We start from the raw sequence: 15,072 nt of genomic DNA, 5'->3' as shown, positions 1-15,072 counted from the left end.
GTCTCCGCGCTGTCCGGCGCGGACCCTGCGCGGCCTGTACCGATCGGTCTACTTGACGGTTGGGAGGAGGACGCCGCGTCGGAGTGTCCGCCATTCTGGTCTCAGAGCCTTGCGCTCACCCGCGACCGAAACCCTGAGCGGGCTACCAGCTCGAACTGGTTACTCCCGGGTAGAGCCAACCGCTGTTCCATTGTTCCCCTGGGCCGATCACGGCTGATGGCACCCGACACCGGCCGTCGCTGATCGTCCGGCTTTGCCGCGTTTGTCAAATGGGTGTCACCAGAGGTGTACTGCCTTCCGGAAAGCTGATCATCCGATCACGCACGAGGGAGGACCGGTGGACTTCGCGATCCTGGGCACCATTCGCCTCAATGGTCCCGGCGGCCGGATCCGTCTCAGCCGGAAGCAGCGGGCCGTGATCGGGGTCCTGCTGCTCCACCCGAACGCGACCGTTTCCACCGAACGCCTGATCGGCGCACTCTGGGACGACCCGCCCCGCTCGGCACTGTCCAACGTCCAGACCTACGTCCATCAGCTCCGCCGCTCCCTGGAGGGCAGCGGCCTGTGGCTGGGGACCGAGGGGTCGGGGTACGCCTGCGAGGTCCCGCCGGAGCGTCTGGACCTGCTGGTGTTCGAGGAGGGCGTACGCCGGGCGCGCAGGACACGGGCGAACGGCGACCTGGTGGCGGCCGAACGGGAGTACGCGGCCGCGGTCGCGTTGTGGCGCGGAACCCCGGCCGAGGACGTACCGCTCAGCGGGGCCGTGGCGCCGCGGATCACCGAGCTGGAGGAGCAGCTGGCGGTGGCCAGATCGGAGTGGATCGACGTACGGCTCGCGCTCGGCCACGACGGGCTCGCCGCCGAACTGCGTACCCTCGTCGCCGCCCACCCGCTGCGTGAGCGGTTACGAGAGCAGCTCGTGGTCGCCCTGCACCGCAGCGGGCGGCGGGACGAGGCCCTCGACGCCTTCCGCGAGGCGCGTGAGCTGCTGGTGGCCGAGCTGGGCATCGAGCCGGGCCCGGAACTGCGCCGCCTGCACGCCGCGCTGCTCTCCGGCGACGCCGATCGCCGTTCGCCGCTGCTCCCCGGCGAGACCGATCATCACTCGCCACCGGCCGGAGAGGCCGGGCGCCACTCGCCGCCACCGACAGGAGAGGGCGGTCGTCATTCGCCGCCGCCCGCAGACGCCGACCGGCACGGCATGCCGCCTTCCGCGGACGTCGAAGCGGGCGCGCGGCCGATGGCGTTCCGGGGGCTGTGCCAGTTACCCGGCGATACCGCGGACTTCGTCGGGCGTGCGGGAGAGATAGCCGAGCTGCTGGGGCTGCTGCGGGCGGGCGCGGATCGGCTCGGTCCGCCCATCGTGGTCGTGTCCGGTCTGCCCGGGGTGGGCAAGACCACGCTCGCCGTACGACTGGCGCACCTGTTACGAGCCGACTATCCCGACGGGCAGCTCTTCGTCCGGCTCGGACGGGACGCGCGCGGTCCCCGGGAGCCCGGCGAGCTGCTGGACGTGCTGCTGCGCTCGCTCGGCCTCGACGGCGCGCTCATCCCCGTCCCGGTCGAGGAACGCGCGGCACTGCTGCGTCAGCGGCTGGCCGACTGGGCGGTGCTCCTCGTGCTGGACGACGCCGTCGAGGAGGACCAGCTCCGCCATCTGCTGCCGGGCACCGCACGCGGCGCCGTCCTGGTGACCTCCCGCTCTCCGCTGCCCGCCCTGGAAGGTGCCGTACGGCTCACGCTCGACCTCCCTGACGAGAAGGACGCCAGGCTCCTGCTGGAACGCGTGGCGGGTCCGGACCGCATCGGTTCGGCGCCGGGCGCGGCCGAGCAGATCCTGCGTTCCTGCGGCCGGTTGCCGCTGGCCATCCGGGTCGCGGGAGCCCGCCTGGCCACCCGGCCGGTCTGGCCGGTCAGCGAGTTCGCCACCCGGCTGGCCGGACGGGGCCTGGACGAGCTGGTCGTCGGCGGGCTGGACGTGCGCGCGACGTTCGAGCCGAGCTACGCGGCGCTGCCGGATCCGGCCAGGCGCGCGTTCCGGCTGCTGGGCCTGGCCGGGCTGGACAGCGTGGCGGAGTGGTCGGTCGCGGCCCTCCTCAGACGACCCGCCACGGAAACGGACGCGGCGCCCGCCGGACCGCCTGGCTCGAACGGGGATGCGGACAAGCCGGGGGCGGCCGCGCCGGAGGCCGATGCGCACGAGCCGGGGGCGGCCGCGCCGGAGGCGGACGCGGACAAGCTCGCGCTGGAGGCGGATGCGGCGCTGGAGACCTTGGTCGCGCGGGGCATGCTCACCTCGACCGAGGTGGACGGGGCCGGACAGCCCCGCTACCGGCTGCACGACCTGCTGCGGGTGTACGCGCGGGAACGGGCGCAGGCGGAGGAGACCCCCGAGGGGCGGCGTGCGGCGCTCACCTGGCACGTCCTGGAATGCCTGCGGCGTACCCGGGCCGCCACGCGCCGCCTGCCGATCCTGCTGGCCCCGCCGTACGAGCGCGAGCCGGAGGAGGGGCCGGCGCCCGACGTACGGGTGAGCGAGATGTGGCTGGCGGCCGAGCGGCGTACGCTGATGCTTGCCCTCAGCACCGCCGCCGAGCTGGGCCTGAACGACGTGGCGGCCGAGCTGGGGCACCACCTCACCAGCTATTTGATCATGGATCGGTTCCTGGCCGACGCCGAGCGGGTCCAGCGGATCGTGATCGGGCTGGGCGATGGGCGCGCCGCGCTGCGGGCCCGGCTGCTGCTGGCCACGGTGGAGATCGAATGGGGTCGGTTCCCGTCGGCCGAGGCCATGTGCGGCGTGCTTCTGGCGGAGTTCGGCCGCGCCGGCGACAGGCATGGAGCGGCGTACGCGCTGATCGTCAGGGCCGCCGCGCGGCACGGCATCGGCCATTTGGACGAGGCGCTGGCCGACGCGTACGCCTGCCTCGACCTGATGGCGGCTCACGGCGACGCCGCCGGGCTGGCGTACGCGTGGACCTGGCCTGTCTGGATCCACGTCGAGCGCGGTGAGCACGGGCGGGCCGTGGAGATCGCCAGGGCGCGGCTGGAGGTGACCGAGAAGGACGACTACGCCATCCGCGGCAACCTGCTGCGCGGCCTCGGCACCGCCCTCCACCAGCGGGGCGAGACGGCGGAGGCCGTCGTCCGCTACCGGGAGGGCCTGCTGACGGCGCAGGCGCTCGGCGATCGCGCTGAGACGAGCAAGGCGCTGCGCCGGCTGGGGGAGGCACTGGGTGCGCTGGGCCGCTTCGACGAGGCGACCGAGACACTGGCGGCGAGCCTGCGGCTGTTCGTGGTGAGCGGCGACACCCTCGGCGAGGCGCTGGCCGGGCACACGCTCGGCGTCGTGCACCTGCGCCAGGGCGAGCCCCACCGGGCGGTGGCAGACCTGCGGACCGCGCTGGAACGGCTCGGCGGCGACGGGCCTTCGGTGTGGCGAGCCCGCATTCTCAGGGAGCTGGGCCGGGCCTACGCCCTGCTGGGGCGGCACGAGGAGGCGGTGGCGGCGTGGCGCGGCTCCCTCGCCCTGTTCGGCGACGCGGCGGAGGGACGGGAGGTGGCCGCGTTCCTGACGCCCTGACCGACGCTATTCGCCGAGCCGCCACACGACCGGCACGTCCTGCGTTCCCGCCAGCCTGGCCTCCTTGCGCGCCAGCCCCGGTGTGGCGCCCTCGGCGACCAGCACGCCCTCGGGCGACAGGGCGGCCCACATCCCGGCGGGCGCGTCGGCCACCTCCAGCGCCCGGTTCACCTCCGGCCGGGCCGGGGCGGGCGTCCGGCGGGCCTGCCGCCGCCGCCAGTACAGCCACTGCACGACGATCAGCGGCCCGAGCACGGTCAGCAGCGGCAGCAGCCGGCCATGGGACAGGACGAAGGCGATGGACAGAGCCAGCAGGACGGCCTCCAGGCCGGCGGCGCACCACGCGGCCGCCTTCCCGTACGCCCGCAGCGCCACCACCGGCCAGATCGACAACATCAGGCAGTCGCCGAGCCCGATGAGGGCGGGATCGTCGCCGTAGGAGGAGGCCAGCACGGGCGCGAACGGCAGCCCCTGCATCCGCTGGACGAAGTCGGCGGTGAGCGACGTCAGCCCGGTGGCCAGCGTGTCGTACAGGGTGAGGGCGGCGGCCAGGGCGGCCACCTGCGCGGGCGTGATCGCCGCCTGCACCCACATGTTCACCACGCCGACGACGAGCAGGATCAGCAGGGCGTCGTTGATCACCAGGAGCGCGGCCGGCCATCCCAGCGCGAAGGCGGTGACGTCGGCGGCGCACAGGAGCAGGGCGGCGATCATGCCCCCCCGGCCGCCCAGCACGGGGGCGAGGGTGAGCTGGGTCAACGTCAGGACCACGAGCCCGAAGATCGACACGACGACGCCCGTGGGCAGATGCAGGTACGCGAACGGCATCACGACCAGCGTCACCACCATGACCGCGATGTCCGCGCCCACCATCCGGCCGACCGGCGGTCTGGGCATGACGTAACGGCGCAGGTACGCGGCGGTGAGCGCGACGGCCAGAGCGACGAGGGCGTACAGGGCGAGCACGTACGGGGTCATCACAGTCCTCGCTCGAAGCTGATCTCCAGCAGGTCCGTGCGCAGCCGGCAGGGCGTGGGCAGGTCCTCGGCGGTCTCGACCAGAACGATGCCGGTCAGGGGCAGCCCGTGGGCGCGCTCCTCCAGCCGGCCGAGCAGGCCCTGCTCGGCCTTGCCCGCGACGACGTACAGGATCGTGCCCTCCAGGGCGTAGCGGGTGGGCAGCGGCAGCGCGTGCTCGGCCTGCAGCAGGTCCAGCACGTCACGCGTGGTCAGCCCGCCGGGCGACCGGCGGCCGAGCACCCGCGAGGTGGCGGGCAGGGCGGCGAGGGCGCACGTCGGGGCCTCGGCCAGAACCTGGACGAGGTCGCCGGTGACGTACCTGAGCAGGAGCGTGGTGTCGCGAAACGTGGAGTACGGCGTCACGACGATCGTGCCGACCTCGCCGGGAGCGGCGGGGGCCAGGGTCTCGGGGTCGAGTATCTCGACCAGGCCCTGGTCGGCGGACAGGTGCAGATGACCGTCGGGGCAGACGCGGCCGGACACCGGGGCGATCTCGGTCATGCCGTACCCGTCGCGGACCTCGGCCCCGAACGCGTGCTCCGCCCGCTCCCGCAGCGCGTCGGTGAGGACCTCGCCGCCGGACCAGATGGTGGTCAGCGCGAAGTCGGCGGCCCGCCAGCCGCCCCGCTCGGCCTCCTGGACGAGCGCCGCGAGGTGGGAGGCCGGCACGTTGAGGTGAGACATCTGCGCGCGCTTGCCCGGCACGTGCAGCGGAGTGGCCAGCCGGTCGAGCGTGGCGGCCGGGTCGATGGTGCCCAGGTGGGCGAACACGGCCCCGGTACGGGTGACGGCCCGTTCGGTGAGGATCTGCGCAACGGACCGCGAGCTGCTCGCGTTGGCCCACACGTCGTCCGTGCGCACGTTCCCGGACATCATGAGCGAGAGCGCCGACAGGCACGACAGCAGCTCGATCTCGTAGGCGGAGAACCACACGAGCGTGGGCGTGCCCGTCGTGCCCGTCGTGTGCGCGAGCACGGATGGCTTGGCCAGGTCGGAGACGAACGCCGCCGGCCTGCCGCGCAGGTCGGCCTTGGAGGTGGGGGCGATCGAGGACAGGGTCTGCGGGGTGATCGAGGCCGGGTCCACGCCGTGCTCCGCGAACCACCGCCGGTAGTAAGGGCTCTCCGCCGCCGCGTGGGCCACCGTGCGCCGCAGCCGCCGCCGGGTGAGGTCCTCCTGGAGCTCGGGGTCGTTGCCCGCGATCAGGTCGTCGGCGCCCTCGCCGGGCGAGCCGAACGTCTCCAGCGTCTCGCGCATGTCGTCGACCAGCGTGTAGACGTCCCGCAGCCGGAACCTGCGCCCCGACATCATCGACCAGGCGTAGCCGAGCTGGCGTACCGCGGTGCCGAACACGCCGCTTTCCTCCCGTCGTGGTGTCCCCCGGGAGCGGGCTCCCGGGGGATCACTCGCTGTTCGTCAGACCTGCAGCCCGAAGATGGCGCTGGACAGGGTGCTGACGGCGTACTTCGCGTAACGACGGGCGGTCTTGACCATGACGAACTCCCAGTTCCTCAGGGGGCGCACCGATCGCGCCCTCTGCGATCAAGACTGGGAGCCGCTGCCAGAGACCCCCTACACAGCCGCTACAAAGTCATTACAAACAGCTGGTGGCGGGCCCCGTCCCGGTGCCGCGTTCCGCGCCGCAGCGGCTCAGCCTCGGGGAGTCGCCACTGTCCTGGTCCGCGTCGCGGGCAGTACGGCCGTCAGCACCGCGAGGACACTGCAGAGGCCGATCAGCCCGGTGACCGGTTGCCAGGGGACGTCGATGGCCACGGGCCCGGAGAGTTGCGCCAGCGCAGCGTACAGCCCGAGCAGTCCGAGCCCGGTCGCGACGGCGGCCAGGACCACGCCCACTGCCACCACCAGCAGCGCCTCGGCCATGACGTACCTCAGCACCTGAGCCTTGCCCGCACCGAGCAGGCGCAGGGCGGCGTGTTCGCCGACTCGGTCCGGGGCCGCCATCAGCAGCGTGTTGACCAGGGCGATCACGGTGTAGCTCAGCATGATGCCGAGCACCACCAACAGGCCGAGGCGGCTGGCGGAGGTCTGACGGTCGTTGGTGGCGGTGGCCCAGGCGGCTTTGGTCAGGGCACGAGCGTTGTGCCCGTCGGTGGCCCGTTGCAGTGCCTGCCGGACCTCGGTGGCGGAGGCGCCGGGGCGCAGTTTCACGTACGCGACCGACGGCGGGGCGGACAGGGCGTGGGCCGAGGCGAGGTAGGCGTCGGCGGGTGAGCCGGCGCCGAGCAGCGCGACGACTGTCAGGGTGGCCTGGCTGCCGTCGGCCCGCCACATCCTCACGCGCTGCCCCAGGTTCAGCTCCCAGGTGGGTGAGACGGCGATCGTGTCGTCCTCCAGCTTCGCGAGCGATCCTGCGGTGACGGGGACCGACAGGGTGCTGGTGAGTGCGGCTGGGTTCACGGCCTCGGCGGCCCGCCTGACGAGCTGCGTGCCCGCCCCCTCCAGTGTGTAGAGGCTGGTCGAGGTGACGGTGGCGACATCGGCGCCGGACACGTCACGCAGGCGGTCGAGGAGTTGCCGGTCGAGCCCGACCGCGCCGGTGGGCACCACTACATAGTCGGCGCGGACGGGAGTGGTCTGCATCGCCGCCTTCGTGGCGTCGGTCATCGCGGTGGCTCCGAGCAGGGTCGCGGCCAGGGCCACGGTGACCATGACCGGTGCGGCGACGGCGGCGGTACGCCGCGCCGAGGCGCCCGCCCATGCCGCGACCACCAGCGCGCCCGCACCACGAAAGCGGCCGAGAGGAGCGGCCAGCAGCGCAGTGACCGGGCGGACGAAGACCGGGGCGAGCAGCCCGACAGCGGCGATGAGCAGCATGACGACGGGCATGAACGTCTTGTTGTTGGTCGCACCGTCCGGGTCGCTGACGGCGTTGACGGTCATGCTGACGACCGCGGTGGCCAGCAGGCCGCCTCCGGCGACCCAGCGTCCGATCGTCATGGCCTTCGGCTCCACCGCAGCAGTGCGCAGTGCCTCCGCCGGCCGTACCCGGGCGGCGCGCCAGGCGGCGGCGACCACGCCGAGCACGGCGACCAGCAGCCCGACGGCGAAGGCCACGAAGGACGGAACGGGCGAGGTGGACGGCGTGAGCCAAGCGGGCGCCATCCCGAGCGAGATCAGCCAGTGCAGGATCGGCTGGGCACCCAGCGGGCCGAGCACCGCGCCGAGCACGGAGGCGGCGACCGCGATCAGGAGCGCCTCGCCGTACACCATGCGTCTGACCTGGCCGCTGGTCGCACCGATGGTACGGAGCAGGGCGAACTCCCGCTGCCGTTGACCGACCGCGAAGGCGAAGGTGGAGGAGACCACGAAGATGGCGATGAATCCGGCGAAACCGGCGGCGATGCCGATGATCGTGTTGGCGTTGTTCCGTGCCTGCTCGTCCGCTTCGCGGGTCGGATCGAGCAGCGCCCGATCCTGACCGGTCAGGACCATCGCCCGGCTGGAGACCTGCGGTGTGTCCTGCTGAGCCGAACGGGGCACGGCCGCCTGGCCCAGCGCGGCGCGCACTTCCGCGACGGGACGCCAGAGGGCGAGCGCGTCGATGCGCGGCGACAGCCGGGCGGCGTGCTCGTCGGCGAAGAACACCGTGGGCTGTGAAGTCGCCGAGGCCAGCCCCACCACCTGGTACGTCCTGGTCCCCGCGGTGGTCACCACCCGGACGCGCTGACCGGCACGGGCCCCGGCGGTGACGACGATCTCGCCCTCCCCGGCGGGCGCCCTGCCGGCCACCAACCGCTGTGGCGCCGTACGGGCGGCGGACCAGGGACGGCCCACGGCGGACGGCCCTTCCACGAGCTGCGCGGGGAAGATCCGGTCGATCACGGCCCCGGGCAGCCGGTCGGCCAGTTCGGGCGCCAGGCCGCGTGGCTGGGCCAGCGGCGCGCTGCTCTCGCCGTACGGGCTGCTGAGGGTAAGCCGCTCATCGGGCGCCACCACGACGGGGGCGGCGGCGTACCGCTGCGGCACGCGGTCCGGCGAGGACAGGCTGGAGGCCAGCACCTGGCCGAGCGCGGCCATCAGGGCCGCGCCGAGCGCCAGGGCGAGAAAGGTGCCGACGAAGGACAACGATCGGGTACGCAGGGTGGACCAGGCGATGCTCAGCATGACGCCTCCAACTGCAACATCTTGGTCGCGACCTGCTCGGCGCTCGGATCCCGCAGTTCGCCGAACACCCGGCCGTCGGCCAGGAACACCACGCGGTCGGCGTAGGACGCGGCCACGGGATCGTGAGTGACCATGATGATCGTCTGAGCCTGCCTGTCGACCAGGTCCCGCATCAGCCGCAGCACCTCGCGGCTGGTGCCGGTGTCCAGAGCGCCGGTGGGCTCGTCGGCGAACAGTACGGCCGGCCTGGTGATCAGAGCGCGGGCGATGGCGACGCGCTGCTGCTGGCCGCCGGACATCTCGGCGGGCCGGTGATGCATGCGCTCGGCCAGGCCTACGGAGGCCAGGCTCTGCCGTACCTGTCGGGTGTCGGGCCGGCGGCCGGCCAGGCGCAGCGGCAGCGCGACGTTCTGGGCGGCGGTGAGCGAGGGCAGCAGGTTGAAGGACTGGAAGACGAACCCGATCCGATCGCGCCGCAGCAGCGTCAGCTTCCTGTCGCCGAGCGTGGCCAGGTCCCGCCCGTCGACGACCACTCGACCGGAGGTCGGCCGGTCCAGCCCGGCGGCGCACTGCAGCAACGTCGACTTACCGGACCCCGAAGGCCCCATGACGGCGGTGAACGTACCGGCGCCGAACACGATCGACACGTCGTCGAGCGCCGTCACGCCGTGGGCGTGGTGTTTGGTGACCGAGCTCAGGTCGACCGCTTGCATGGGATTCATGGACGACGACACTAGGCACGCCGACATCTGGGCGGTACCGGACAAACGACTAGGATTCGTCCCATGCTTCGGGGGCGGGAGCCTGATCAGCAGGCCATTGACGTGCTGCTCGACCAGGCGCGCGCCGGACGTTCCGGCGTTCTGGTGTTCAAGGGCGAGCCGGGGATCGGCAAGACCTCGCTCCTGTCCTACGCCGGGGAACGCGCGCACGACATGACCGTGTTGCGCGGTCTGGGTATCGAGACCGAGGCCGACCTGCCGTACGCCTCCCTCCACCTGCTCCTGCGCGGCCGGCTCGACTGCCTGGACGCGTTGCCCGAGCCCCAGGCGGTGGCGCTCGCGGGCGCGCTGGGGCTGGCGCCCACCAGGACCGACGACCGCTTTCACGTGGGCGTCGCCGTCTTGTCGCTGCTGGCGGAGCTGGCCGAGGACCGGCCGCTGCTGTGCCTGGTCGACGACGCCCACTGGCTGGACGAGGCTTCCGCGCGCGCGTTGTGCTTCGCCGCACACCGCCTGCACGCGGAAGGAGTCGTGATCGTGTTCGGTGCGCGCGACGGCTTCGACCCGGCGGGCCTGCCGGAACGGCGACTGGCCGGCCTGGACGACCAGAGCGCCGCCCAGGTGCTCGCCGACGTAGCCCCGGAACTGGCCGGACCGGCGCGCCGGCGGATTCTCCAGGAGAGCGCTGGAAACCCGCTCGCCCTGCGCGAGCTGCCGCGCACCGCCGACGTGCCGGCCTATGACCACAGCCCGTTGCCACTGCCGGAACGGCTGCGCTTGGCCTATGCCGACCGCATCGGCCGGCTGCCGCGGCCCGCTCAGACCGCATTGCTGGTCACCGCCCTGGTCGACGACGGCGACCTGGACAGGATCACCAACGTCTGTGCCGGACTCGGCATCGAGCCCGCGGCTCTGGGAGCGGCCGAACTCGCCGGCCTGATCAGGATCGCCGGCCGGCAGGCGGCATTCCGACACCCGCTCATGCGCGCCGCGGCCTTCCAGCTCAGCACGTACGATCAGCGCCTGGAGGTACACGCGGTCCTGGCTCGCCTGCTGGTCGATGATCCGGACCGGCGTGCCTGGCATCTGGCGGCCGCCGCGACGGGCCTGGACGAGAGCGTGGCACGAGCCCTGGAGGAGACAGCTCACCGGGCCAGAGAGCGAGGCGCGAACGTCAGCGCCTGCGCCGCGTTCGAGCGGGCAGCCGAGCTGAGCGAGGATCCGGAACTCAAGGGACGGCGGCTGCTCGCAGCCGCCGTGGACGCCACCGAGGAGGGACAGCTGCACCGGGCCCAACAGCTCCTCGATGCCGCCACCGGCCTGGTGCCGGACGCGTCGGCCCGTGCCACCCTTCCCACGCTGCGGGCCAGGATCGCCTTCGGCCAGGGCGCACCGCGTCTCGCGCACGAACTGCTGCTCAACGGCGCCGCCGACGTGGCCGACGACGACCGTGCCGCCGCAGGACTGATGCTGGTCGAGGCGGCACGCAACGCGCACCGTCTCGGCGACGCGGACGGCATCGTGGCAGCCGCCACCCGGCTGAGCAGGCTGGACCTGCGCCCGCAGGACGATCTCGACCTGGCCCGACAGACCGCCCTCAGCACGGCGATGCTGCTGACCGACGGGCCCGCCACCGCGCTGCCCGTCATGCGGGAGCTGGTGGCCAACAGCAGCCGGATCACCCCGGGCATGCACTCGCGCCGCATCAACGCCGCCTACTTCGCGCTCCAGACCGGCGACTTCCAGACCGCGTGGGAGATCGCCCGCGCCGCCGCCGACGAATGCCGGACGGCCGGCGAGATCAGCAAGCTCGCGGTGCTCCACATCACGCTGGCCACCAGCGAGATCTTCCTCGGCAGATTCACCGACGCCATCGCCACCGCAAGCGAAGGGCTGCACCTGACCACTGAGACGGGACGGCACAGCCGGGCCGGTTGCATGCAGGGCATGCTCGCCTGGATCGCCGCCGCCCGCGGCGACGTCGGCCGATGCACCGAGCTGGCCGGCGGCTCCCTGGAGCAGTACGACGCCAACGGCATCGTCAACGGCCTGGCCTGGGCGCAGTGGGCTCAGGCTCTGCTCGACCTGGGGCAGGGCCGGCTCGCCGAGGCGCTGGACCGGCTCGATGCGGCAATGGCCGGTCCCGTACGCCATCAGTACCAGGCCGTCCACTTCGCCCCCGACCAGATCGAAGCCGCCGCCCACCTCGGCTTGCCGGCCGATGAGCCGCTGCGCCGCTACGAGGCCTGGGCGCAGGCCTCCGGGCTGGCGTGGGCGCAAGCCGTCCTGCACCGTTGCCGGGCTCTGCTGGAACCCGACAGCGACCGTGCGGAGAGTCTCTTCCACACTGCCGTACGGCTGCACTCCCACGGCGGGCGCCCCTGGGAGTCGGCACGCACCGCGCTCCTGTACGGCGAGCGCCTGCGCAGGGAACGAAACAAGAGAGCCGCCCGCGTCCAGCTCCGTGCCGCGCTCGAGATCTTCCAACGCCTCGACGCCCGCCCATGGGCCGAACGCGCCCGAAACGAGCTCCGCGCCGCCGGCGACACCACTCTCGCCGTCGGTGCCGGCGACGGCCTGCCGGCCCTGTCACCCCAGGAACTGCAGATCGTGCGCCTGGCCGCGGCAGGGCGGACCAACAAGGAAATCGGCGCCCAGCTCTTCCTCAGCCCCAAGACCGTCAGCTATCACCTCTACCGAGCCTTTCCCAAGCTCAACGTGACCAGCAGAGCCCAACTCGCCGGGCTCGACCTGACCTGAGCGGGCTGCACGCAGAAATCAGCGGTGGCGCCCCCTTCTGCGTACTCGGTCTGTCTCGGCTCGCCACTCGATCCCCCCGGTGATCAACGGGGTGGCGGCTCGCCGTAGGTACGGGAATTCCAGGCCGCGTGCGGGGAGCATGGCCTTCGTGGGCCCATACGAGCGTTCCGGTGCCCCCATCGTGGGTTCTCTCTGACCGGCCGGATGACCAGCTCACGCAGTTCGTCCGGGATCGGCGGACGCCCCGTTGCGTTCGGGTAGGTCCAGCGTGGACTCATACACCTGCCGGGCCTCACCTCCAACCCGACCAGCGCCTGGACCACCAGACCAGATGGCTGTGCCAGGCCAACGATGTGCCCGGCGTCATGATCCGATGGATGTCTGCATCGGTCACCGGCTCCGCGTACGGCCCGTGCGTGGCCTCGCGTAACCGCATCCCCAGCCCCGTGTACGGCGCCACGTCCCCACGCGTGCCGACTCCGATGATCAGAACCCGCATGCGCGCCTCCTGCCGTCCCCGTGGATGGCAGTGCCCGGCGTGGGGCCGGATTGGCCCTCGCAGCTCTCACCGCGCTGACCTGCTCAGGCGCCGTCTCAGGAACCGGAAGGCCGGACTTCGCCTCCGAAGCTCGATCATGTGGCTGAGGCTCCTCGTCCCAACCACATGATCCGAACCCTGAACAGCTCCTGGGTCTACACGGCCGAAGGCGGGACCTGGGCGATGTGCGGCTGGGATCCCGGGGTCACCACTTCTTCCACTCGTCTTTCTCGTAGCACTTGTGCAGCCACCATGTGAGCTTCGGCATGCCCGTCCAGCCCATGTAGGGCCCGTGCCCCAGCACGCATCGCGCCTTCCTGAGCCCCTCCGGGGTCCAGCCCCTGCCTCTGCTGCACTGGGGGATGAACTTCCTCACGATCGGCTTGTTGCACAACCACTTGATGTTGGGGGTCGGCGGCGTGCTCATGGCCCCGGCGGCGCTGGAAGTCGCCGCGGGGGTCAGGGTCTGGGTTGCCGCTTGCGCCGTCCCGCCCGCGAGCACCAGGGCGAACGTACCCGCCGCGACTGCGGTGCCGAACTTTGCGATGGCCTTCATGTCATCTCCTTCGCTTGTGAATCCGCTGTAGGAGTGAAGCTAGGCCGGGCCTTGTTGAGGTCGTGTTGAGGATCCGTGAAGCGGTCTCCCTCGCTCCGGGGTACTCAGGCGCCAGGCGCGACCATGGCCTACCGGCGTACGCCGCTTAGCGTGGGCGTCCGGGAGATTGTCTGGAACCCCATCCGCTACCCAGACAAATCGGCGACACCGAGCCCCCACCCGCCGGGGGGTGCTCAGAGCCCGTTCGTCCCGCCGGTCTCACGATCGTCATCCAGTTCGGCCTGAGCAGGAACACGAAGGTCAGTGCCTCTCGTCGTCCAGGGCGGTGGTGGTGTGCGGTCTGCCGGTCGGTGATGTGGTGTCCGCCGCCGTCGGGGATGGCACCGAATTTCTTGACGTCGACGTGCACCAGGTCGCCGTCGTACGGGGCGATGCGGGCAGCTGCCGTCAGGTGTGTCCTGTTGCGGCCACATCGGTAATGACCGCGCCATTCCAGCGAAAGGAGGGCGCAGGCATTTCGTCGATCGGCGATGGAGGGCACATGCGCGGTGAACGGTTCTTCCGCACGGGTCACCGACCCAGGCGTTCCACGACGACGCGGTGGCTCGTTCGAGCCGGCTGCTCCGTCCTGCTGCTGACCGCGACCGTCGGCCCTGGCCGGGCCTCCGCCGCTTCCGCAGACGCCCCCGTCACCTGCGGGAGCGTCGTGACGGCGAGCGTCACCCTGACCGGGGATCTGACGTGCCCCGGTGACGCGCTGATCGTCGGCGCCGACAACGTGACCATCGACCTGGCCGGGCACACCCTCCGGGGAGCGGGCACCGGCACAGGCGTTCAGGTCAGCCCCCAGGGGACCGCCTGGACCGGAACCGTCATACGCGACGGCCGGATCGAAGGGTTCGCCACCAGCGTCGGCGACGACGCCCTCACACCCCACATCACTGTCGGCCTTCGCGACATGACGATCGCCGGAGGTCCAGTGAAGCTGCGCGGCGGCGCCTGGCCCGAGCTCTCCATCAGCGGTTCCTCCCTCCGCCGATGCGAAGTGGACGCCGTTGACGCCCGCCAGGTCCGCCTGACCATCGACGGCTGCACTCTGCACCGCGTCTCGGCCCGCAGCACCTACACGACGCTCACGTCGAGCAGAGTGATCTCGGGCGGCCTGTCCTTCAACGAGAACAACGCCGGCCTCGTCACCGGCAACGTCTTCGACAACGCCCCGATCAGCGCGGACAACAACAGCTGGAACTTCGTGCTGCGCGACAACGTCTTCAAGAACGCCGACATCGCGGTACGAGCCGGCTGGGCGCCGGGCACGCTCGTCGAGGACAACACGTTCAAGAACAACTCCATCGGCGTGTACGGCGATCGGTCGGACGCCACCATCGCCCGCAACCGGTTCATCGGCAACCGCACCGCCGGCATCTACGTCAGGAATTCCACCTCCTCCACGTCGTCGTTCATCGACAACGTGTTCAAGGGAAACGGCCGCGATCCCAGCGGGCTCACCGACGAGGCAGGCCACCCCGTACGAGGCGCCATCCACATCGGTCGGGGAAGCTCCCCGATCACCCTGACGGGGAACGTGGGCAAGCACAACGCCGGCTACTTCGTCTGGATCACGCCGCCCGCAGGAGTGATCGACGGCGGCGGCAACCGGGGCCGTCCCTGCGGTCCCCAACCACTCCCGCTGATCTGCCACTAATGGGAGCTACTGAGGATGCTTCTGGGGCAGACTCGGTGCCTGGTAGCTGTATTGACCACGAGCG

The 15,072-nt window shown here is 71.8% G+C and carries 8 protein-coding genes; 3 read left to right on the top strand and 5 right to left on the bottom strand.

The window, feature by feature from the left end; translation table 11 throughout:
• Window positions 1–337: 337 nt before the first annotated feature.
• A complete protein-coding gene (locus ABZ459_RS18565; protein ID WP_357971475.1) occupies window positions 338–3,583 on the top strand; it encodes a BTAD domain-containing putative transcriptional regulator in 3,246 nt (1,081 codons plus the stop codon).
• A 6-nt stretch (window positions 3,584–3,589) separates the two neighbouring features.
• On the opposite strand, the gene ABZ459_RS18560 is transcribed toward ABZ459_RS18565, so the two are convergent.
• The 4 genes from ABZ459_RS18560 to ABZ459_RS18545 form a co-directional block, all read right to left on the bottom strand.
• Window positions 3,590–4,561, bottom strand: a complete 972-nt coding sequence (locus tag ABZ459_RS18560; protein ID WP_357971474.1) for a hypothetical protein — start codon at window positions 4,559–4,561, stop codon at window positions 3,590–3,592.
• A complete protein-coding gene (locus ABZ459_RS18555; RefSeq protein ID WP_357971473.1) occupies window positions 4,561–5,955 on the bottom strand; it encodes an AMP-binding protein in 1,395 nt (464 codons plus the stop codon). The genes ABZ459_RS18560 and ABZ459_RS18555 overlap by 1 nt, the downstream gene beginning before the upstream one ends.
• Window positions 5,956–6,252: 297 nt before the next feature.
• Entirely contained in the window at window positions 6,253–8,727 is a 2,475-nt protein-coding gene (locus ABZ459_RS18550) for an ABC transporter permease (RefSeq protein ID WP_357971472.1), read from the bottom strand.
• Window positions 8,721–9,449 carry an ABC transporter ATP-binding protein gene (locus ABZ459_RS18545; RefSeq protein ID WP_357971471.1) on the bottom strand — a complete coding sequence of 243 codons (729 nt, stop codon included), beginning with the start codon at window positions 9,447–9,449 and terminating at the stop codon, window positions 8,721–8,723. Before ABZ459_RS18545 ends, ABZ459_RS18550 begins: the two co-directional genes overlap by 7 nt.
• A 63-nt stretch (window positions 9,450–9,512) precedes the next feature.
• Here ABZ459_RS18545 and ABZ459_RS18540 point away from each other — a divergent pair, with 63 nt between their 5' ends.
• Window positions 9,513–12,209 (top strand): LuxR C-terminal-related transcriptional regulator, encoded by a 2,697-nt coding sequence (locus ABZ459_RS18540; RefSeq protein ID WP_357971470.1) that lies wholly within the window; start codon window positions 9,513–9,515, stop codon window positions 12,207–12,209.
• A gap of 743 nt (window positions 12,210–12,952) precedes the next feature.
• Here the strand turns inward: ABZ459_RS18540 and ABZ459_RS18535 are convergent.
• Window positions 12,953–13,303 carry a hypothetical protein gene (locus ABZ459_RS18535; protein ID WP_357971469.1) on the bottom strand — a complete coding sequence of 117 codons (351 nt, stop codon included), beginning with the start codon at window positions 13,301–13,303 and terminating at the stop codon, window positions 12,953–12,955.
• 478 nt (window positions 13,304–13,781) lie between these two features.
• Here ABZ459_RS18535 and ABZ459_RS18530 point away from each other — a divergent pair, with 478 nt between their 5' ends.
• Window positions 13,782–15,008 carry a right-handed parallel beta-helix repeat-containing protein gene (locus tag ABZ459_RS18530; RefSeq protein WP_357971468.1) on the top strand — a complete coding sequence of 409 codons (1,227 nt, stop codon included), beginning with the start codon at window positions 13,782–13,784 and terminating at the stop codon, window positions 15,006–15,008.
• The last annotated feature ends 64 nt before the right edge of the window (window positions 15,009–15,072 follow it).

Origin of the sequence: Nonomuraea sp. NPDC005692 (assembly GCF_040631115.1) — a bacterium.
In the GTDB taxonomy this organism is placed as follows: domain Bacteria; phylum Actinomycetota; class Actinomycetes; order Streptosporangiales; family Streptosporangiaceae; genus Nonomuraea.
The sequence above is the reverse complement of the archived record's forward strand: the minus strand, read 5'-3'. Positions and strand labels throughout refer to the sequence as shown.

Excerpts from the sequence above, each read along its gene's own strand:
- ABZ459_RS18560 (WP_357971474.1), bottom strand. The coding sequence starts at position 4,561 with ATGACCCCGTACGTGCTCGCCCTGTACGCCCTCGTCGCTCTGGCCGTC.
- ABZ459_RS18550 (WP_357971472.1), bottom strand. The coding sequence starts at position 8,727 with ATGCTGAGCATCGCCTGGTCCACCCTGCGTACCCGATCGTTGTCCTTC.
- ABZ459_RS18545 (WP_357971471.1), bottom strand. The coding sequence starts at position 9,449 with ATGAATCCCATGCAAGCGGTCGACCTGAGCTCGGTCACCAAACACCAC.
- ABZ459_RS18540 (WP_357971470.1), top strand. The coding sequence starts at position 9,513 with ATGCTTCGGGGGCGGGAGCCTGATCAGCAGGCCATTGACGTGCTGCTC.
- ABZ459_RS18535 (WP_357971469.1), bottom strand. The coding sequence starts at position 13,303 with ATGAAGGCCATCGCAAAGTTCGGCACCGCAGTCGCGGCGGGTACGTTC.
- ABZ459_RS18530 (WP_357971468.1), top strand. The coding sequence starts at position 13,782 with ATGACCGCGCCATTCCAGCGAAAGGAGGGCGCAGGCATTTCGTCGATC.